Consider the following 20,000-nt stretch of genomic DNA (forward strand, 5'->3'; position numbering starts at 1 on the left):
CCGTTCCGCGTCTGGCCTTCCCCCGCTGCCCTCGAGTGCCGTCCGCGTCCGGCCTTCCCTCCGCCCGCCCTCGCGCGCTCGACCGGACTGCTGCGCCCACCCGCCCCGTTCCGCGGTATCGGCCCGGCTGCCGGCGGTTTGTCCGCGTGTCCGGCCGGGCTGGTCTGGCTGCCGGCGTCCTGAAAAGCCGGCCTGACCGCGAGCGTCCGTATGCGCCTCCGGCTGGGCGGACCGGCCAGGGCGTTTCGGTTGTCGGGCCGAAGGCGGGGCGGATCGCGAGGGTGGCCGACGCGAGGGCGATGTCGGCGACGAGGACTGTCAACCCGAGGAGCGCCTACGGAAGCAGCAGCACGAGAGCGCCACTGAGGACAGAAGCGTGACCCCGCGGGGCGCCGTCAGCGCGCCCGCGAGCAGGCCCAAGTGGTGCGGAAGGGGGACTTGAACCCCAGAGACCCGCTGGTCAAGGTGTCAAGATGCGGTCTGACCTGCCCGTCGGTCCTCGTTGAACCCCGTTGATCCGCGCCCGTTTGCCCTACGGATTCCCCTACCGGATCGCTCCACTAGTAGATCGACTCAGTGCCCGGATCCGGCGTCCAGTCGAGGTCGGCCAACGAGATCGACTTCGACGCGGCGACGAGGATGTTCTCGTCGACCACCAGCAGCAGGTGCCCGTACAAGTCGCTCGTCACCGTGATCGATGAGTGCCCGAACCGGCGCTGAATGCCCGTCAGCACGATGTTGTCGGCGATCAGGTACGACGCGTGCGTGGGCCGCAGATGGTGAATGCGGAGCCTCTCGAGGCCGGCGCCGGGATGGTGTGGCTCGGCCTCCAGCTGACGGAGATGCACGTCGCCGCCCCTACCTGGCCCCTATTGCGCAGCAGCCCCGGTCTGATGACCGGGGCTGATCTGCGTAAACGGAGATCGATAACGGTGCGGAAGGGGGGACTTGAACCCCCACGCCCTTTCGGGCACGGGCACCTAAAACCCGCGCGGCTGCCTATTACGCCACTCCCGCCGGGCTGGTCCGGATCACCGGACCAGCGCGTTGAAGAGATTCTAGACGGTTCGGCCGGCGATCAGGGCCCCGGCCTTCCTTGACGGAGTGAGTACTCACTCCGTAGTGTAGGAGCATGACAACGACACCCGCGGGCCGGCGCCGAGCGCCCGGCATGACTCCCGAGCAGCGGCGCGAAGCCATCGTCAGTGCCGCCCTGCCCCTGGTCGCCGAGCACGGCGGCGCCGTCACCACCGCACAGATCGCCCGCGCCGCGGGCATCGGCGAGGCGACGATCTTCCGCGTCTTCGACGACAAGGACGCAGTCCTCCAGGCCTGCGTCCTGCGGGCGCTCGACCCGGTCAACCTGCTGTCCCAGCTGCACTCGATTGCGCTGGACCAGCCCCTGGCCGACCGCCTGGTCGAGGCCTTGGACGCCCTGAACGCCCACGGTCGCCGCATCGGCGCGGTGATCGGCGCCCTGCACGCCTCCGGCATGCCGCACCGCCGCTCCCGGCCGGGCGACGGCGACCTGTCCGCCCTCTCGGCGTCGCGCGACGAGTCCCAGTCGGCCACCCGCCAGGCGCTGCTCGACCTCATCGAGCCCGACCAGGAAGTCCTGCGCCTCCCCGCCGAGGCGGTGACCGACGCCTTCCTGGGCATCGTCACGAGCCGGGGTCCGGGCCGGGGGCTTCCGGCGGCCGAGTTGGTCGACCTTTTCCTGTACGGAGCCCTCGCCCGGCCCGAGGCCGCTTCATGACTGAGGTGGGAGGCCCTAACCGACTGTCGTCAGGTGGACAGCGGCGACGGTTACCAGGCCGGCGCCGAAAAGGGTGATGCCGGAGGCGGCCAGAACGGGGGTGACTCTGGTCGCCCTGGTCAGCAGGGCGAACGTGCGGGAGCTCCGGGTGACCAGGGAACTGCCGGCGACGGCCAGGACTCCCACGCCGAAGAGGACCACCGCCATGCCGATGCCGAAGGTGAGCACCAGCAGGAGGGCGAAGCCGGCGCGGCCCAGGAACAGGCCGGTGGCCAGCACGAGGAAGGCCGCGGGGGAGGGGGTCAGGCCGCCGGAGATGCCCAGCAAAAGGAGGCCTGGGCGGCGGGAATGGTCGTGGTCATGGTCATGGGAGTGATCCGCGGAAGGGCCGTGGGAATGGCCATGCGAGTGATCGTGGCCGTGATGGTGGTGGTGATGGCCGCTGAGATGGCGGCGCAGCATCCAGACTCCGGTGGCGACGATCAGGGCGCCGGCCGCCACCTGGAGCCAGGTGGTCAGCTGCTCCATGCGTACGAAGTCGGAGAGTGACAAAAAGGTCCAAGCGATGCCGATGACCAGGACCGAGAAGGTGTGCATGGCCGCCACGGAACCGCCGAGCCAGGCCGCGTCGCGGATGCGGCCCTTCGAACCGGCCAGGTAGGCGGCGGCCAACGTCTTGCCGTGGCCGGGAGCCACCGCGTGGCCGGCCCCGGCCAGGAAGGCGATCAGGAACGCCAGCGGGGTCACGCCCGGCGTGTGGATGAGGTCCTGCATGCGGTCGGACAGGACGGAACCGTCGATCATGCCGTCACCACCCGGCGGCGGCGCTTCAGCAGCACGACGGCGGCGGCCACCACGGCCAGGAGGACGCCGATGACCGTGGCCAGCTGAGTGAAGGCACTCTTGGCGCCGCCGGCCGGGCGGGCGCCCACGAGAGTCCAGCCGTGCGACTCGTTGCCGCCCTCGTAGACGTACCTCTGGCCTTCGGGACCGGTCGCCAGCGTGCGGTAGGCCGGGTTCAGGTCGGTCAGCATGCGCACCGCGACCGTCGCCGACGTGACCGGGGACGGGCAGGCGAACTCGGCGGTGGCGCCCTTGAGCGCGAGCGCCTGGATCGGCTCCCGCACCTGACCGGCGCACTCCCGTGTGCCGTCCGTGACCTCGATCCGCTGCAGGAAGTAATCGGCGAACTTCGAGGACGCGCCGACGATCCCGGGGTCGGTGTAGCGGTAGTCGACGTTGCCGTCCGCCTTCACCCGGTCCTTGGGCAGGAGCCCGAGCGTCACCCCGAGCAGGGTGAGGTCGTCGGGGCCGCCGACCCGCCATTTCACCTGGACCACTGAGGGGCGCTGCTCGTCGAGCGAGATGGCCACCGTCTGCGGATCACCGAACGGATGTGCCGCCGCCGGTGTCGGCGCGGCGACCGCGATCCCGGCGACGGCCAAGGTCACCAGGGCGCGTGAGCTGTACTGAACCACGGAACGCAGTCTGGCCACGCTTGGTGATCTTGAAGAGTCGCCGACATGAACAACACCTGGTCAGTCGGGCACAGCACGGCGGCCGCCTCGCGAATCAAAGCCGCGTGACAGCCGCCGTGGGACAGGGGACCTCGGGCCGGTCGCCCTCAACCATCGGCAGGAAGTTGCAAGACTGAAGGAGTTCAGTCGATCCCGAGATCGCGGCGGAGCTTGGCGACGTGACCGGTGGCCTTGACGTTGTACAGAGCGCGCTCGATCTTGCCGTCCTCGTCGATCACGAACGTGGAGCGGATCACACCCATGACCTTCTTGCCGTAGTTCATCTTCTCGCCGAAAGCGCCGTACGCGGTCAGAACGCTCTTGTCCTCGTCGCTGATCAGCGGAAAAGTGATCGCGTCGCGCTCGCGGAACTTCGCCAGCTTGGAGGGAGCGTCGGGGGAGATGCCGACGACCTCGTAGCCGGCCGCCTGCAGCGAGCCCAGCGAGTCGCGGAAATCGCACGCCTGCGTGGTGCAGCCGGGGGTCATGGCGGCCGGGTAGACGTACAGGATGACCTTGCGTCCGCGCAGGTCGGACAGGGTGAGCCGGTCGCCGTTGTCGGTGGGCAGCGAGAACTCGGGCGCGGTGTCGCCGGCGGAGAGTCGGTCAGTCATGCTGCGACGATAGTCCGGTCCGGTTGCGCGGCCGGCAGTGCGGCACGCAGCCGCAGGACGCCGGTGAGGGCCAGGCCCGCGCCCACGCCGATGGCCAGCGCGACGGCCGCCCGCGTGACGAAGGCGGGCCCGGCCGCCGGCAGGACCGCGGCGTCGAACACGCCGGCCGCGTTGAAGCCGCCGAACAGCGCCACCACCGCCCCGGCCAGGGCCAGGAAGAAGGGCGGATGGCGATAGGCCGCGGCCACGCCGATGAGCCCGGCCAGCACCAGCACGGGTGAGGGGCTTCCGCCGTCGAGGGTGGTCGTCACGGCGTACAGCAAAGGGGAAAGACCGGCGATGAGCGCGAGAGGCCGCACCGAGAACGGCCGGCGCCGGGCCAGCGCCACCGTGGCGAGACCCGCGAGGCCGGCGGCGAGCCACCAGAGCCAGGCCCGCGGCGGCGGCTCCCAGTCGAGGGTGCCGCGCAGCTCGAACGTGCGGACCTGCTCGCGCAGCGGCACCACCCAGTCGCGCAGCCGATGGGCGCTCGAGGGATCGGCCTGCGCCTGCGGCGGCAGACCGGGGCTGAGCCAGTGGGTGCGCTGGTCGTGCCAGCGCACGGTGGTCGAGGAGGAGATCTTGCGCCAGGTGGGGGCCGAGGTCGCTTGGGCGTACGCCGGGACGGGCGTGTCGCCGGTGACGGTCTCATTGATGTACGCCGCGGGGGAGCTCGTGTTCTGATACGTGCCGTCGGGGCGGATATCGAGGTACGGCTCGCCCGAATATCCGAGGACCTCGACCGAGTGGCCGGTCTCGTTGCTCAGCTCGAGCCGGGCCCCGGCCTCGACCGTACGGATGGTCAGGCCCTTCTCCGGCGTGCTGATCCCGGTGATCGCGGTCCGGTAGGCCGTCGCGTCGGGCGTGTCGCCGGCGTGCGCGAACGCCGGCGCGGCCGGAGCGAGCATCGCCCCGGCCGCTGCCATGATCAACAGGGTGCGTCTCACCCCTCGGCGGCCTGCACAGCCTGCTCGAACACGGCCGTCGTGGGCAGCGTGTTGTTCGGGCCCTCGACCTGCTTGCCGTTCACCACGATGGTCGGCGTGCCGTTGAAGCCGCGCGACGCGAACGTGTCGGTCACCTTGGTCATCCAGCTGTCGTACGTCTTGTCGTTCACCGCGGTCTCGAAGCTCGACCCGAGACCGACCGACTTGCCCAGCTCGATCAGCTTGGCGTCGGTGAGCCCGGAGCTGCCCTCCTCGGGCTGGTTGGCGTAGAGCACGTCGTGATATTCGGTGAACTTGCCGTCCACGGCCGCGGCGGCCGCCGCCCCGCCGGAACGGGTCGAATATTTGGTGCCGTTCGACGCCTCGTCGAGGATGGCCACCGGGTGGTAGCGCACGGTCACCCGCTTGTCGGTGACCATCTGCTTGATCGTGGGGCCGGTCTGCTGCTCGAACTCGTTGCAGATCGGGCACATGAAGTCTTCGTACAGGTCGACCGTGACCGGGCCCGTGCCGACCGCGAAGGCCGTGCCCTCGTCGACCGCGACACTCGGCGTCGTCACCTGGGACGCCTCGGTCTTCTTGTTCTGGTTGGCCAGCACGCCCCAGCCGATGCCACCGGCGATCACCAGCACGGCGACGACGACCACGGTGGTCCAGATGGTGACCTTGCGGCGCTTCTCGGCCGCCTTCTGCGCCTCGACGATCCTGCGCGCCTGCGCGCTCTTCCGGTCTCTGTCGCCCTTGCTCATCTCTCTCCCAACAACAGGCCGTCGAGCGAAAACTTGGTCCGCGGTTTCCACAGCAGGATTCCGGCCAGGACGAGGAAGCCCACGTCACGCAGGATGTCCAGGCCGTACTCCGCGGTCCGCCCGCCGGTCAGCTCCCCGCCCTTGCTGAAGCAACCACAGTCGATCTGCAACCCCCGCGCCCAGGCCGAGATGATGCCCCCGATGAAGATCACCAGCAGCACGGCGGCGATGGCCGCGCTCAGCCGGGTCGCGATGCCGATCAACAGCAGAAGGCCCAGAGCGATCTCCAGGAACGGCTGTACGGCTCCGACCACCTTGGCGGTCTCCCAGGACATCAGGTCGTACGCGTTCACGGCGCGCCCCGAGGCGGCCAGGTCGGTCACCTTGAGCCCACCGGAGATCAGGAAGATCGCGGCCAGGCCGAGTCGCGCGAGGGTGGACACCCAGGGCCAGGCGGCTGTGAGCCGGGATGGCCGCTGCTTCAAGTCCATGGTCACCCCACTTAGTCGATGCCACTGTCCCGCCGGTTCCCCCCATTCTGCTGGGGTTTCGCTGGGAAAAGGCTGACTAGACGGCGCGAGCCTCCGCCACAGCGGTCACCAACTCGTCGCGGGCACGCGCCACCCGGGAGCGGATCGTGCCCACCGGAACATCCTCCACCTGCGCGGCCTCGGCATAGGAGAGTCCAAGGACCTGTGTGAGCACGAACGCGGTGCGTCGCTCGTCACTGAGGCGCCCGAGAAGGTCGGCGGTGCTCAGCCGGTGAGCCGGATCGGGCGAAGGCTGGTCGGTCCACGCCTGCGCGGCGAGCCGGACATCGAGCCGGCGCCGCCGCACGACGGCCCGCAGATGATCGGCGCAGGTGCGCCGGGCGATGCCGAGCAGCCAGGTGCGGACACTGGAGCGGCCTTCGAACGCCGGCAGAGCCTTGAACGCCCGCAGAAACGTCTCCTGGGTCAGATCATCGGCGGCGCCGGGATCGACCAGAGCCGCACAGAAACGCCACACCTCGGCCTGGGTGGCCCGAACAAGCGCCGCCTGGGCGGCGGGATCGCCGGCACGGGCAAGCTCGGTCGTCTCCTCCAGGCCGTCCATGGCGGTCATCGTACGCGGAACGGGGTTCTTCGATGTCTCCCTCCCACCGCTTTCCCCGACCCGGCAGTGGGCGTTCAGGTTGAGATCGGGCAGCATGTCGGGGTGACTAATCGGCGGCGCATGCGCGTTTACGGGGCTCTAGCCGGTCTGCTGGTCGGGTTCTTCGCGGTTCTGGCCGGTCCGGCCGCGCCCGCTAGCGCGCACGCGGCCCTGGTCAACAGCGATCCCGCCAACGGCACGATCGTGCCCGACGCGCCGAACAAGGTGACCCTCACGTTCAGCGAGTCCGTTCAGCTGCTCTCCGGCAAGATCCAGGTGCTGGCGCCGGACAGCAGCCGCGCCGATCAGGGTGAGCCGACCGTCGACGGCGGCACGGTGACGATCCCGTTGCGCTCGGGGGGCGGCCGGGGGACGTACCTCGTCAGTTATCGGGTCATCTCGGCCGACAGCCACCCGGTCGGCGGCAGCATCACCTACTCGGTCGGCGCCGCGTCGACGCCGCCCTCGGCCACCATCGACGAGACCAAGGTCAACCCGGTCGTCCGTGCCCTCATCCCGGTCGGCAAATATCTGGGGTACGCCGGGTTGGTGCTCCTCGTCGGTCCCGTGCTGGTACTCGCGCTGCTCTGGCCCCATCGGCTCAGCCGCCGCGGCCCGGGCCGGGTGATCTGGACCGGCGTCGGGCTGATCACCGTGAGCACCTTGATGGCGCTGTGGCTCCAGGCGCCGTACTCGACCGGCTCCACGCTCTTCGACGTCCGCGTCGGCGACCTTCGCGACGTGCTCGGCAGCACCTTCGGCGCCGTCATGCTGGTGCGCCTCGGCGTCGTCTGCGCGGCCGCCCTGCTGCTGAGACCCCTGCTGCGCGGCCGGGGCAACGAGTCCAAGGCCGACCTGGCCCTGCTCGGCGTGCTGGGCGTGGCCGCGCTGGCCACCTGGCCGCTGACCGGCCATCCGACCGCCTCCCCGGTGGCCGGCGTCTCGGTCGTGGTCGACGCGATCCACCTGGCCGCCATGGCCGTCTGGCTCGGCGGGCTGGTCATGCTGGTCGCCTTCCTGCTGCCGCAGGCCGACGAGCGGGAGCTCGGCGCGATCCTGCCGATCTGGTCGCGCTGGGCCGCCACCGCGGTGAGCGCGCTGATCATCGCGGGCGTCGTCCAGGCGCTGATCGAGGTGGCGTCGCTGAAAGGGCTGGTCGACAGCACGTACGGCCAGTTGATTCTGGTCAAGGTGGCGCTCGCGGCCCTGGTGCTCGGCGTGGCCTGGTGGTCGCGACGACTCGTACGATCGAAATCGGCCGAAACCGAACCACGCGGCCTCCGCAAGATCGTCATAGTCGAGCTGGCGATCACCGCGGTGATCCTCGGCGTCACCTCGGCCCTGGTGCAGATCTCGCCGCCGCGCACGGCCGAGGCGGCGTCGTCGGCCGACACGAGCACGACGGTGACCAAGACCCTCACCGATCCGAAGATGGCCGTTCAGATCGACATCTTCCCGGCCCAGGTCGGCAACAACTCGATTCACCTGTACGCCTTCACGCCCGACAACAAACCGCTGACCGTCGTCGAATGGAAGGCCACGGCGGCGCTCCCGTCGAAGGGCATCGAGGCCATCGACATCCCGCTGCTGCGCATCACCGACTTCCACGCGGTCGGCGACATCGCGCTGCCGCAGGCCGGCGAGTGGACGTTCAAGATCACGGCCCGGACCAGCGACATCGACCAGTCGACACTGACCACGACGGCCACCGTCAACTGAAGTTTTCCCAGCCCGGTTCCCGCTTTTGCCGGGGGCCGGGCTTTTTCATGCTAGTGATTCGCGGCTGTTTGACCACTTTAGGGGTATTTGGATCTGTATGGTCGGCGCAGTTAGTGCTGATACAGGGGGAGAAGCTGATGCGGGTGTTCCGCACCATCCTCGGGATGCTGCTGCTGGCCATCGGCCTGCCGTCGCTGCTCGCCGGCGCCGGCCTCTGGGCCGCCATGCAACACCGCGACTCGGGCGGCGCCTTCAGCGGCGAACTCCAGCGGCTGTCCACACCCGGCTACGCGTTCGTCGTCCCCGACGTCGACCGCCTGCTGCGCGCGGACGCCTCGTTCACCCGCATCGGCGACACGCAACTGCGCTTGCGGGCCGACACGCAGAACGGCCCGGCATTCATCGGCCTGGCCCCGACGGCCGAGGTCCAGCGCTACCTGAGCGGCGTGCCGTTCTCGGTGGTCCGCACGGTCGACATCGGCACCGGAGCTCTTCCGGTGGCGACAAACTTCAACCGCGGCCGTACGTCACCAGACACGCCCCCGGTCAGCAACGACTTCTGGACCAGGAGCGGTTCAGGCCAGATCGCGTGGACGCCGGGCGACGTGACGGGCGGCCCGTACAGCCTGGTCGTGATGTCACCGGCGGCCCAGCCCGGCCTGCAGGTGACGGCCACGGCGGAGATCCGCCCCGGCTGGCTGAACTCGAGCACGTGGGGCCTGCTCACCTTGGGCACGCTGCTCCTGATGATCGGCCTGATCACCCTGGCCTGGCCGTCCCGCCGCCGCGAGATCGTCTACGTGGTGGAGCCGAGCCAGGTCCCGGCCTTGATGGCAGCGATCGGCGCGCCGATGCCGACGGCCGCCCTCACCTCGGGCCGCCCCGGAGGCGCCCACCGCCCCCGCACGCTGGCGGACACTCAGAAGCGCCGCCCGGCGGCCCTGCCGCCCGCTCCCGACTGGCCCCCGTCAACCGAGCCGGCCATGGCGGGGGTGGCGCCCGCGCTTTCCGGTTCCCCGCTCTCGCCGGCCGGGCCGTCCGCTTCGGCCCTGGCGACGGTTTCCACCGCCGCGCCCTCACCGGTCGGCCCTTCGGCCGCGGCGCCCTCACCGGTCGGCCCTTCGGCCGCGCCTCTTTCACCGGCCGGCACTTCCGCCGCCGCGCCTCTTTCACCGGCCGGCCCTTCCGCTGCGGCGGGTCCTTCGGCTTCGGCATCCGGCGGGGCAGCTCCCGGCGCCGGGGCCACTTCCGCTGATCCGGCTCTCGCCGGTGCGGTGCCCTCTGCCGGCCCTTCGCCTGCCACGACTGGTTCTGCTTCGTCGGTCGACGCCGGGTTCTCCCCTTCAGGTGGCGTCGCCGCTGCTCCCGCCATGGCCGGCGCTCCCGCTTCCTCCGTGGCCGGCGCTTCCGCGTCTTCCGTGGCCGGCGCTTCCGCTTCCTCCGTGGGCGGCTCCATGGCCGGCGCTTCCGCTTCCTCCGTGGGCGGCTCCATGGCCGGCGCTTCCGTGACGGCCGCGCCCGGATCGGCGCCGCAGAGTCGTCAGCCGGCCGGCCCGCCCTCGGCCGCGGAGTATGCGGCGGCCACGGCGATCCCGGGTCCGGCCTCCCGCCCGAACGGCCGGCGGACCCCCGCCCCCGGCGAGCCTCTGAGCTTCATCGGCGCGCACTCCGCCGCCGGCCCGGTCTCGCTCCCGCTGGGCGACCCACCCAGCATGCCCGACCCGCTGTTCGGCGGCCGCCCCGAACGGGGCCCCCGCCGCCAGGCGACCGCCCCCACCGACATCCCGATGTTCCGGGCCTCAGCGGTAGGCGCCTGGGTAGCCGAAACCGCCCCCGCCCGGGCCCGCGAGGCCGAGGCCCAGGCCGCCGCCCGGGTGGCCGAAGCAGCCCGCCGCCGAGCCGCCGCCATGCAAAGCCCCACTGCCGCCCCGGAGGGCAGCTCGCCGAGCCCCGCTCCCGAAACCCCCACCGCCGCCACCCCGAAACCAACCGGCTCCCGCCTGATGACGAGCGCCGACGTCCCCGCCGGGGAGTCTGCCACTCCGCGCCCGGCCACCGATCCGGCCGAGCGCCCAGCCACAGCCGCCGTCGCGCGCCCGACCACGGACCCGGTTGCACGCCCGACCACGGACCCGGTTGAGGGCCCCACCCCGGACCCGGTTGAGGGTCCGGCCACGGACTCCAGCGCATCGGCGGCGGCCTCCGTTGCGCGCCCGGCTGGGGATGCCGTTGCGCGCCCGGCTGCGGATGCCGCTGCGCGCCCGGCTGCGGATGCCGCTGCGCGCCCGGCTGCGGATGCCGTTGCGCGCTCGGCTGGGGATGCCGTTGCGCGCTCGGCGGCGGATTCCGTTGTGCGTCCGGCTTCGCCGCCTTCTGGGCGTCCTGCTGGGACCAAACCGTCGCCGCGTCCCAAGCGGGCGCCCGCAGCCGCTGGTTCTGCGGGAAACGCTGACGCGACGGCGGTTGGGCGGAACCCTCGGGAAGACGTCGCTTCGGGGGATTCTCAAGAAGCTGTCGGCCTGCCGAGTGCCGAAGCAACCGGCGGGCGGGACGTTCGCGACTCTTCCACGGCGCCGGCCGATGAGACGGTCTCCGTTGATGCTGTGGCGGCCGCCTACGCGGCTGGGGCCGCGGATGCTCGCGCCTTCCAAGGGCCCTCCCCGGCCGCCGAAGACATGCCTGCGGCTGTTGCCGATCGTGAGCTCGCGACGAGCTCGGCCCGGACTTCCGAGGGGCAGCGCGACCCACGTACGGCCGGGCAGCGGGTCTCCATGGTCACGGGCCCGAAGGCCACCGATTGGGCCGCGACCGGTCTGCGCCGGTCCAACGCGCCCCGCGTCGGCCGCCAGTCACCGCCGAACGGCCGCCCCTCACCGCAAGGACGACCGTCGCCGGTCCCTCCACCCAGCGGCTTCGTAGCGGCCGACCCCCAGCCGGACGCCGGCCGGGTCTCCCAGCCGGACGCCGGCCGGGCCTCCCAGCCGGACGCCGGCCGGGTCCCCCAGCCGGACGCGGGCCGAGATGTCGGGCCGGATGCCGGCCGGGCTGGAGGGGATTCCAAGCGGGCCGAGGGCCGGGACGCTGGGCCGAAAGCGAGTCGGGATCCCGGAGCCAGGACCGGCCACGAGGCTGGACGGGGCGGGGTCTCCGGAGCCGGTGGCGGGGCTCACCACGGCAGTGATGTTGGTCGCGGAGACGGGGCTGATTCTGGCGTTCGGGGCGATTCGGCCGTACATGTTGACTCGGTTGTTGTGCTTGACCCGGCTGGGCCGGGGAAGACGACGACTTCGGGTGATGGTGTGGAAGCGGAGAGCTTCGGCGCTGGGCCCGGTCCGGCTGTGTCAGGCAGCGCCGGTGGGACTGTTCGCGACAGCGAGCGGGACGCCGAGCCGATGCGGGGACAGCCCACCAAGCGTTACTCGGAGTCGGCCACCCCATCCGCCAGTGGGGGCCGGCCGGCCGTGGAGACCGGCACCGAGGCCACCGGCGAAAGCCAGGGCCCGGTGCCGGTTTTCCCGCCCGCCAGGGAGAACGGCGTCGCGGGACCGGCGACCGCGCCTGCGGACGACACCACCGCAAACCGGGCCCCGGTCACGACCGCTGCGGTAGGCAGTGGAACGGCCCAGGCGGACCCTCCGGCTGACGGCGGTTCGACCGCGACCACCGCGCCGGCTCCGCCTCGGCCCGCGGTGCCCCGGCCACCGGCGCCGGCGCGGCCGACCCTTCCCTCGCCGTCGCGACCGCCGGGCTCAGGGAACACCACGGCAGCGCCGGTCGGTGAAGACGGAACCGATGGCCTGGCGGAGGGCGCGGAGAGTTCACCAGAGCGGACCGCCGACATGCTTGCCACCGGCGAAGCGCCCCCCGCGTCGGCCGGTGGGGATGAAGGGGAGATGGCTGACGATGATGCTGAAGGGACGGCGGCGGAAGACGTGAAGGCGCGCGGGTTGGGGCCTCGGATCGGTGAAGGTGGACTGCTCGCTCAGGCTCAAGGGCGGCTCGAGGGCGGGGTTCCCTCCAGCTTCGCCGGGCGGCTGCCGGGCAACGGGTCGGGGCGTCCGGCGCCGGTCGCATGGCGGCGGGCTGCGGAAAGTGTGGCCGCCCGCGCGGCGGCGGCCGCGGCCGAGGAGCCCGTGGAGGAGGTCGAGCAGCCGAAGGTTCCGGCCAAGGCTGTGCGGAGCCGGACCGTTCGGGTGAAGACGCCCGAGCCGTCGGTGGCCGCTGACGTCGAAGAGGAAGTCGGGGACGCTACCGGTACGGCGGTACGGGCGGCCAAGACGACCACCTCGACCAAGAGGAGGCCGGCCGGTACCGCCAAGACGGCCGGGCAGGCGAACGCGGCCAAGTCGGCCGGGCCGAGCAAGCCGATCAAGGCAACAGGGCAGGCCAAGCCGGCTGGGCAGGCCAAGCCGACAGGGCAGGCCAAGCCGACAGGGCAGGCCAAGCCGGCGGTGCCAGCGAAGCCGGCGACGCAAGCGAAGCCGGTGGGGCAGGTGAAGCCGGCCAAGGGGGTCAAGGCCAAGCCGGCGTCGCCCAAGCCCGTTCGGCAACCTGACGTTCCGTTGCGGACCAGCACCGGGATCATTCCGGATCGGAGTGGTACGCCCACCGGATGGCTGGCGGCCTATCAGAAGGAAGCCGCCGAGCTCCTGGCCGCCTCCGGTCAGCGTCGCCGGCGCCGGACCACCACGACCACGGCCGATCAGGTGGACAGCACGGAAACGAGCCGCCGCGGGCGTACGGCCGCTGAAGACTGAGACAAACCGCATCGCGAAGGCCGCTCCTCATCGGGGGCGGCCTTCGTCGTATCTCGTCCGGCAGTGCGCCGAAAGGGCCCTCCACGCTGCCGACGCGGAAGGCCCTTTACCGGGGGAACGGAGTAACCGAAGGGGGGCTTCGTCCGTTAAGACCAGTTTAGCCACAAGTGGTGCTTTGTGGGAAGTCATCGCCTGAAAGCGGACGATTGTGCTGCTCATGCCCGGACGGGTGGCTCGGAAACACGTCGCAGCGTTTCGGGGGGTTGCGGCGTACGCTGTTCGGGTGGCGGATCTTCTGGTGTGGATCGACTGTGAGATGACGGGCCTCGATCTGGGCAAGGACAAGCTCATCGAGGTGGCGGCTCTGGTCACTGATCCCGACCTCAACGTGCTCGGCGACGGCGTCGACCTGGTCATTCACGCCGACGACGCGGCGCTCGACGCGATGCCGCCGGTCGTGCGGGACATGCATGCCAAGTCGGGGCTGACCGACGAGGTGCGTGCGTCGGCGATCACGATGGCCGAGGCCGAAGAAGCAGTTCTTGCTTATGTACGCCAATTCGTGCCCAATCCCCGCACGGCGCCCCTGTGCGGCAACTCGATCGCGACCGACCGGGGCTTCCTGGCCCGCGACATGCCGGCGCTCGACGACTTCCTGCACTACCGCATGATCGACGTGTCCTCGATCAAGGAGCTGTGCCGCCGGTGGTACCCGCGGGTGTACTTCGGTCAGCCGGCCAAGGGCCTCGCGCACCGGGCGCTCGCCGACATCCGGGAGAGCATCCGCGAGCTCGAGTACTACCGCCGCACGATCTTCGTCCCGCTGCCGGGCCCCGACGTGGAGACGGCGAAGTCGATCGCGGCCGAGCTGTAAGAGGTGTCACCCGGGCGTGCGTGGTAACCCGCTCGACGGGACCCTCCGGGATTCGGCTATGATTGCTCGGCACCACGGGGAACGCTCCCGTGCGCGATGGTGGTCGTAGCTCAGCTGGTAGAGCACCGGGTTGTGGTCCCGGGGGTCGCGGGTTCAAGTCCCGTCGATCACCCCAAAGCAAGTCCAGGTCAGAGGGTTAGTCCGAGTCACGGGCTAGCCCTCTTATCGTCGACGGGCCCGGCGAGCCCGATCAGATTGCCTTCCGGGTCGGTGAAATGGGCGACCGCCAGTGCTCCTCCCGGGGCCTGTTCGGGTCCCATGGCGCGTGCCCCGCCCAATCGTTCGGCTACGCAGCGCGGCACCGACGTCAGGAACACCGACGTAGAAGAGGACGTGCGGCCGATGCCCGCGTCCGCCACCGACCCACCCGAACAGCATCGCCCGCGCGCTCGTCTAGAAACTGTTGCTGGGCACTCAGCGCTTCTCCGACCCGTGCTGGGCACTGCCGGCTCGGCGGCTGGGCCATCCGCTTCCGCTTCCCTCCCCGGCGCACCTCAGCGCTGCGATTCCTGCGCGGATCACGGCATCCAAGCCCTCAGTCGCCCCCGGCCACCTATCGGTTCGCACTCGACGATAGGGTCAGCCGCCCATGGAGGCGCCGACGCCGTTGCCGGTCACCAGGAAGATGGTTTTCGGGAGGGTGCCGTCGGGTGGGCGGGGCGCCTCGGCCGAGGTGGGGTCGGTGGAGCGGAAGCGGGCGGCTGACCAGTCGTCCTCCTGCCAGCTGTTGCGGCTCTCGGCGGCGCCGGGGGCCAGGCCGGCCGGTTCGATCTCGTTGTCGATGGCGGCGTTCGAGCGCAGCGTCGCGGGGCCGCCGGGGAGGGCGAAACCCGAGCCGCCGTTGTCGTAGGCCGTGTTGTTGGTCAGGGTCAGGCCGGTGATCTCGCCGGCGTCGTCGGTGAAGCCGTGGTTGGTGTTGGTCCAGGCGGCGTTGTGGCGCAGGGTGTGTGGGGCGCCGGTCAGGACGAAGCCGTTGCCGCCGTTGTCGTAGGACCAGTTGTATTCGACCGTTACGGGGCTGGCGAAGTTCAGGTCGAGGCCGGACTCGGCGTTGCCGGCGAAACGGTTGCCGCGGACGCGGTTGCCGGTGCCGTCGCCGAACATGAAGCCCAGGCCGATGCCGTTGCCGTCGGTGAAGTCGCTGTCCAGGATCTGGTTGCCGGTGGTTCCGGGGTCGCGCAGCAGCAGGCCGGAGCGGGTGTTGTTCCGCATGAGCAGGTGGCGGAAGGTGGTCGAGCGGCAGGACGAGCAGACGTACGCGTGACTGGCCGAATTGATCACCGAGAGGCCCTGGACCGTCCAGCCGACGGTCTGTTGTGTCACCGCCCATTCGGTGGCGGGCAGGGCCGCGGCGTCGATCACGGGCTGTTCGTCGCGGTAACTGCTCAGCGTGACCCCGGTGGCGGCCGACTTGACGGTGACGCCGGACGAAAGGCGATAGGTGCCGCCGCGCACCGCGATCGTCTGGCCGGTCCGTGCGGCGGCGACGGCCTTCTGGATCGAGGCGTACGGCCTGGCCAGTGACCCGTCGCCGGAGTCCGACCCGTTCGGCGCCACGAAGACGTCCGCCCGTTGCACCCCGAGGCCCGCGAGGGGCAGGGCGGCGGAGGGTGGGGCCGCGGGTGTACGACTGCGAACCACCACACCGGGCGCGGACGGCCGCACCGCGGCGGAGGGCGGGGCGACAGCGGCCGGCGGAGCGCCGGAAGGGGTCTGGTAGACCGCGTAGACGAACCCGCCTCCGGCCACGGCCGCCGCCGTCGCCGCGACGGCCGCGACCTTGGGCAGCGCGGACGCCTTGACGCCGAGCATCCCGGCGGCCGCGGCCGGAGCCGACAGCACGCCGGTGCCCGAAGCCGACAGCACCGCGGCGGCCACCGTGGCCGGCACCGGCAGGGCGGCGATGCCCAGCAGCAGTTCCTCCGGCGCGACCAGACCGTGCCGGGCCAGGACGCATTGCGGGCAGTCGCGCACGTGACGCGCGAGCCGTTTGCGCCACAGTGGATCGGCGATCCCGTTCCAGCGGCGCACCTGATCCTGCAGGACCGGGCAGCGGGGCCGGGATCGCAGCGCCCGCACCACCGCGCGGGCCGCGTCGAGCTGGGCCTTCATCCGCTGCACGCGCACGGCCGCGTGGTTGGGCCGGACGTCCAGGGCGGCCGCCAGCTCCGATCGGGTCAGCTCGCCGGCCGCCTCCTGCCACCACAGGCCGAGCAGCCGCCGGTCGGCGTCGTCGAGCCAGCGGGTCGCCTCGATCAGCTCGCGGCGCTGCTCGGCGACGACCAGCTCGGCCGTCGCGCGCTCGGCGAAGTCGCCCACCGGGTCGGGCACGTCGAACGGCAGCGCGAGACGTGGCGCCGACGTCTTCGAGCGGAAATGCATCTGGATCTGCCGGTACGCGATCGCGATCAGCCACGACCGGAACCGGGCCGGCTCGCGCAGCGCCGGCAGGCCACGGATGGCCCGCAGCATCGTGTCCTGCACCAGATCGTCGACGTCGGGGTGGCCGTCCAGGGCCCGCCCGATGATGTTGTAGATCAGCGGCAGATGTTCGGCGATCAGCTCGTCGCGGGCGGCCGCGTCGCCGGCCTGGGCCTCGATCACCAGGGAGGGTGCGGTCTGACTCTGCGTCACCGCGCCTCCCGGATAAGCATCGAAGATCGTCAAACGAAACAACTCCGCAATGAGCGTGACACGGCTGGTGGCGATCGACCAACAAACAAATTCGGCCGGTTTCTGTTGTCGCCGGGCGATACCGGCATCTACCAGGGTGCCGCGACCCCCAGCGCGGTCACAGCGCAGCGTAACCGAATGGGAGCGCTCCCGAAATGTGAGAGGACCATCGTGAGACGTCTCGTCGTGGCCGCCTTGGCGGTCGCCGTCCCCACCGCCGCGATCGTCTACAGCGTCCTGCCCGCGGCGGCGGCCACCCTGCCCGCCGCCGGCGGCATCTATCAGCTCAAGGTCACCAAGAGCGCCAAGTGCATCGACGTGCCCGGCGCGTCGAGCGCGAACGGTGCGCTGCTCCAGCAGTGGGGTTGCACGACCGGCGCCGCGTGGCAGCAGTTCAAGCTCGTAGCCGCGGGCAGCAACTACCTGTTGCAGAACGTCAGCAGCGGCAAATGTGTGGATGTCCCCGGAGCGAGCGCGACCAGCGGCGTACAACTGCAGCAATGGGGTTGTGCCTCTGGTCAGGCCAACCAGCAGTGGCGCCTGGCCGCCAGCGGCACGAACACGTTCCAGATCATCAACGTGGGAAACGGTCTGTGCATCAGTGACAAGGACGCCTCGACGGCGAGTGGCGCCGCGATCATCCAGGAGACCTGCACCGCCAACAGCAACAAGCAGTGGGCCTTCGTCACGGAAGCGACGCAGGCGGCCACGGTAGCGAAGGACGGCACCGGCCAGTACACGACCGTCCAGGCCGCCATCGACGCCGTCCCGGCCAACAACACGACCCGCCGCGTGATCACGATCAAGGCCGGCACCTACCGCGAGATCGTCACCGTCCCGTCCAACAAGCCGTACGTCACCCTGCAGGGCCTGGGCGGCAGCGCGAGCCAGACGGTGATCGTCAACAACCACAGCAGCGCCGGCGGTTACGGCACCTCGGGCAGCGCGACCGCCTTCCTCGACGGCCACGACTTCGCCGCGACCAACCTGACCTTCTCCAACGACTACGGCGAGGGCAGCCAGGCGGTCGCGGTCAACCTCAACGCCGACCGCTCGGTCTTCACGAACGTGCGCTTCCTCGGCAACCAGGACACGTTCCTGGTCAACAACAACCGGTCGTACGTCAGGAACTCGTACGTCGAGGGCACCGTCGACTTCATCTTCGGCGGCGCGACCACCGTCTTCCACGGCAGCACCATCCACGAGAAGCGCACCAGCGGCGGACCGATCACCGCGGCCAGCACCGACGCCGCCAAGACGTACGGCCTGCTCTTCTACCAATGCACCATCACCGGCGCCGCCACCAACGTGACCCAGCTCGGCCGGCCGTGGCGCCCGAACGCGCAGGTCCTGTACCGCGAGTCGAACCTCAGCGCCACGATCAAGACCGCCCAGCCCTGGACCGACATGTCCGGCAACACATGGCAGAACGCCCGGTTCCTCGAATACCGGAACACCGGCTCCGGCGCCACCGTCAACAGCAACCGGCCGCAGCTCAGCGACGCCCAGGCCGCGAACTACACCCCGCAGAAATACCTGGCCGGCAGCGACGGCTGGAACCCGGTCGGTTGAGAGGGAAAACCATGAAAAAGCCAATTTGGTACGCCGCGGCGCTCGCACCCCTGCTCCTCATCGGCATCTCCGTACTGCCGTCCGAGGCCGCCGCCCTCCCCGCGACGGGTGGCACCTATCAACTGAAGGTCACCAAGAGCGGTAAATGCGTCGACGTGCCCAGCGCGTCCAGCGCGAACGGCGCCCTGCTCCAGCAGTGGGGCTGCACGGCCGGCGCCGCCTGGCAGCAGTTCAAGCTCGTCGCGGCCGGCAGCAACTATCTGCTCCAGAACGTCAGCAGCGGCAAATGTGTCGACGTTCCCGGAGCGAGCGCGACCAGCGGCGTACAACTGCAGCAGTGGGGTTGTGCCTCCGGTCAGGCCAATCAGCAGTGGAAGCTGACCGCCAGCGGCACGAACACATTCCAGATCATCAACGTCGGCAATGGCCTGTGCATCAGCGACAAGGACGCCTCCACGGCGAGCGGCGCCGCGATCATCCAGGAGACGTGCAGCGCCAACAGCAACAAGCAGTGGGCCTTCGAGCCGGTGGGCGGCAGCGGTGGCCGCACCTGGCCGTCCACACCGGACGGATTCGCCGCGACCGGCGGCGGCACCACGGGCGGCGCGGCCGGACCGACCGTCACGGTGACCACCATGGCCGACCTTCAGAAGTACGTCACGGCGACCACGCCGTACGTCATCAAGGTCAATGGGGCCATCACCATCACGCCCAAGGGCACCGAGCTCAAGGTGCAGTCGAACAAGACAATCGTGGGCGTCGGCACGAGCGGTCACATCGTCGGCGGCGGCTTCTTCCTCGGCACGGGCGTACGCAACGTCATCATCCGCAACCTCACCATCCGTGACACCGCGATGCCGGACGACGACCCCGACGACAAGGTGTACGACTACGACGGCATCCAGATGGACACGGCCGACCACATCTGGATCGACCACAACACCATCACGCGGATGAACGACGGCTCGATCGACAGCCGCAAGGACACGAGCTACCTGACCGTCTCGTGGAACGTCCTGTCCAGCAACAACAAGGCGTTCGGCATCGGCTGGACGGAGAACGTGACCGCGCGGATGACGATCCACCACAACTGGATCCACGACACCAACCAGCGCAACCCCAGCGTCGACAACGTCGCCCTGGCCCACCTGTACAACAACTACCTGCAGAACATCACGTCGTACGGCAACCTCTCGCGCGGCAGCAGCAAGCTCGTGCTGGAGAACAGCTACTTCGACAACGTGAAGAACCCGTACTACAACGACACGTCGGCCGCCCAGCTCAAGCAGAGCGGCAGCATCGTCGTCAACAGCTCCGGCAAGCAGCAGACCAACGGTTCCGCTTTCACGCCCAGCAGCTACTACGCGTACTCGCTGGACCCGGCGGCGGACATTCCGAGCCTGCTCAAGACGTACGCCGGCCCGCAGTCGAACATCGGCAACTAGAGGCCTTCTTCACGAGGGGACGTGGGGGCGGGGGGGGGGGGCCCCGCCGCACGCAAGAGGGGCGGGCCCCCCGGCGGGCCCGCCCCCCGTGCCGGGAACCCCCATGGGGGGGGGCTTGACGTTGTTGGGGGGGTTGGGGGGCCC

General features: G+C 70.5%; 15 protein-coding genes and 2 tRNA genes. 7 read left to right on the plus strand and 10 right to left on the minus strand.

The annotated features are described in order from the left end of the window. Positions 1-560: 560 nt before the first annotated feature. Complete coding sequence (locus ACFY36_RS44905) at positions 561-848, minus strand: hypothetical protein (protein WP_499752052.1); 288 nt, start codon at positions 846-848, stop codon at positions 561-563. 85 nt (positions 849-933) lie between these two features. After that, positions 934-1,017 (minus strand) — tRNA-Leu (locus tag ACFY36_RS44910). A gap of 115 nt (positions 1,018-1,132) precedes the next feature. On the opposite strand from ACFY36_RS44910, the gene ACFY36_RS44915 reads away from it, so the two are divergent. After that, positions 1,133-1,756 carry a TetR/AcrR family transcriptional regulator gene (locus ACFY36_RS44915; protein ID WP_499752053.1) on the plus strand — a complete coding sequence of 208 codons (624 nt, stop codon included), beginning with the start codon at positions 1,133-1,135 and terminating at the stop codon, positions 1,754-1,756. A gap of 15 nt (positions 1,757-1,771) precedes the next feature. On the opposite strand, the gene ACFY36_RS44920 is transcribed toward ACFY36_RS44915, so the two are convergent. The 7 genes from ACFY36_RS44920 to ACFY36_RS44950 all read right to left on the minus strand — a co-directional run bounded on the left by ACFY36_RS44920 (position 1,772) and on the right by ACFY36_RS44950 (position 6,726). Further along, complete coding sequence (locus ACFY36_RS44920) at positions 1,772-2,560, minus strand: urease accessory protein UreH domain-containing protein (protein ID WP_499752054.1); 789 nt, start codon at positions 2,558-2,560, stop codon at positions 1,772-1,774. After that, positions 2,557-3,234: a hypothetical protein gene (locus tag ACFY36_RS44925; RefSeq protein ID WP_499752055.1), complete on the minus strand. Its 678-nt coding sequence runs from the start codon at positions 3,232-3,234 to the stop codon at positions 2,557-2,559. The genes ACFY36_RS44920 and ACFY36_RS44925 overlap by 4 nt, the downstream gene beginning before the upstream one ends. Positions 3,235-3,416: 182 nt before the next feature. Beyond that, positions 3,417-3,887, minus strand: coding sequence for a thioredoxin-dependent thiol peroxidase (bcp, locus tag ACFY36_RS44930; RefSeq protein WP_499752056.1), 471 nt, complete (start codon positions 3,885-3,887; stop codon positions 3,417-3,419). Beyond that, on the minus strand, positions 3,884-4,852 hold the full coding sequence (locus tag ACFY36_RS44935; protein WP_499752057.1) for a hypothetical protein: 969 nt from the start codon (positions 4,850-4,852) through the stop codon (positions 3,884-3,886). The genes bcp and ACFY36_RS44935 overlap by 4 nt, the downstream gene beginning before the upstream one ends. A gap of 17 nt (positions 4,853-4,869) precedes the next feature. Next, entirely contained in the window at positions 4,870-5,622 is a 753-nt protein-coding gene (locus ACFY36_RS44940; RefSeq protein ID WP_499752058.1) for a DsbA family protein, read from the minus strand. Next, positions 5,619-6,113 carry a MauE/DoxX family redox-associated membrane protein gene (locus tag ACFY36_RS44945; protein WP_499752066.1) on the minus strand — a complete coding sequence of 165 codons (495 nt, stop codon included), beginning with the start codon at positions 6,111-6,113 and terminating at the stop codon, positions 5,619-5,621. Before ACFY36_RS44945 ends, ACFY36_RS44940 begins: the two co-directional genes overlap by 4 nt. Positions 6,114-6,189: 76 nt before the next feature. Next, positions 6,190-6,726: a sigma-70 family RNA polymerase sigma factor gene (locus ACFY36_RS44950; protein ID WP_499752067.1), complete on the minus strand. Its 537-nt coding sequence runs from the start codon at positions 6,724-6,726 to the stop codon at positions 6,190-6,192. A 111-nt stretch (positions 6,727-6,837) separates the two neighbouring features. On the opposite strand from ACFY36_RS44950, the gene ACFY36_RS44955 reads away from it, so the two are divergent. The 4 genes from ACFY36_RS44955 (at position 6,838) to ACFY36_RS44970 (ending at position 14,281) form a co-directional block, all read left to right on the plus strand. Further along, a complete protein-coding gene (locus tag ACFY36_RS44955; protein WP_499752059.1) occupies positions 6,838-8,475 on the plus strand; it encodes a copper resistance CopC/CopD family protein in 1,638 nt (545 codons plus the stop codon). A 47-nt stretch (positions 8,476-8,522) separates the two neighbouring features. Then, positions 8,523-13,232, plus strand: a complete 4,710-nt coding sequence (locus tag ACFY36_RS44960) for a hypothetical protein (RefSeq protein WP_499752060.1) — start codon at positions 8,523-8,525, stop codon at positions 13,230-13,232. 283 nt (positions 13,233-13,515) lie between these two features. Then, positions 13,516-14,106, plus strand: a complete 591-nt coding sequence (orn, locus tag ACFY36_RS44965) for an oligoribonuclease (RefSeq protein WP_499752061.1) — start codon at positions 13,516-13,518, stop codon at positions 14,104-14,106. Between the two features lie 99 nt (positions 14,107-14,205). Beyond that, positions 14,206-14,281: transfer RNA gene (locus tag ACFY36_RS44970), tRNA-His, on the plus strand. Between the two features lie 464 nt (positions 14,282-14,745). On the opposite strand, the gene ACFY36_RS44975 is transcribed toward ACFY36_RS44970, so the two are convergent. Next, positions 14,746-16,800, minus strand: a complete 2,055-nt coding sequence (locus ACFY36_RS44975) for a sigma-70 family RNA polymerase sigma factor (protein WP_499752062.1) — start codon at positions 16,798-16,800, stop codon at positions 14,746-14,748. A gap of 210 nt (positions 16,801-17,010) precedes the next feature. Here ACFY36_RS44975 and ACFY36_RS44980 point away from each other — a divergent pair, with 210 nt between their 5' ends. Both ACFY36_RS44980 and ACFY36_RS44985 read left to right on the plus strand, forming a co-directional pair. Continuing rightward, the gene (locus ACFY36_RS44980; protein ID WP_499752063.1) at positions 17,011-18,411 is read left to right on the plus strand and encodes a pectinesterase family protein; all 1,401 of its coding nucleotides are present in this window, start codon (positions 17,011-17,013) and stop codon (positions 18,409-18,411) included. An 11-nt stretch (positions 18,412-18,422) separates the two neighbouring features. Further along, positions 18,423-19,856, plus strand: a complete 1,434-nt coding sequence (locus ACFY36_RS44985) for an RICIN domain-containing protein (protein ID WP_499752064.1) — start codon at positions 18,423-18,425, stop codon at positions 19,854-19,856. The last annotated feature ends 144 nt before the right edge of the window (positions 19,857-20,000 follow it).

Source organism: Actinoplanes sp. NPDC000266, from assembly GCF_042899005.1.
Lineage (GTDB): Bacteria > Actinomycetota > Actinomycetes > Mycobacteriales > Micromonosporaceae > Actinoplanes.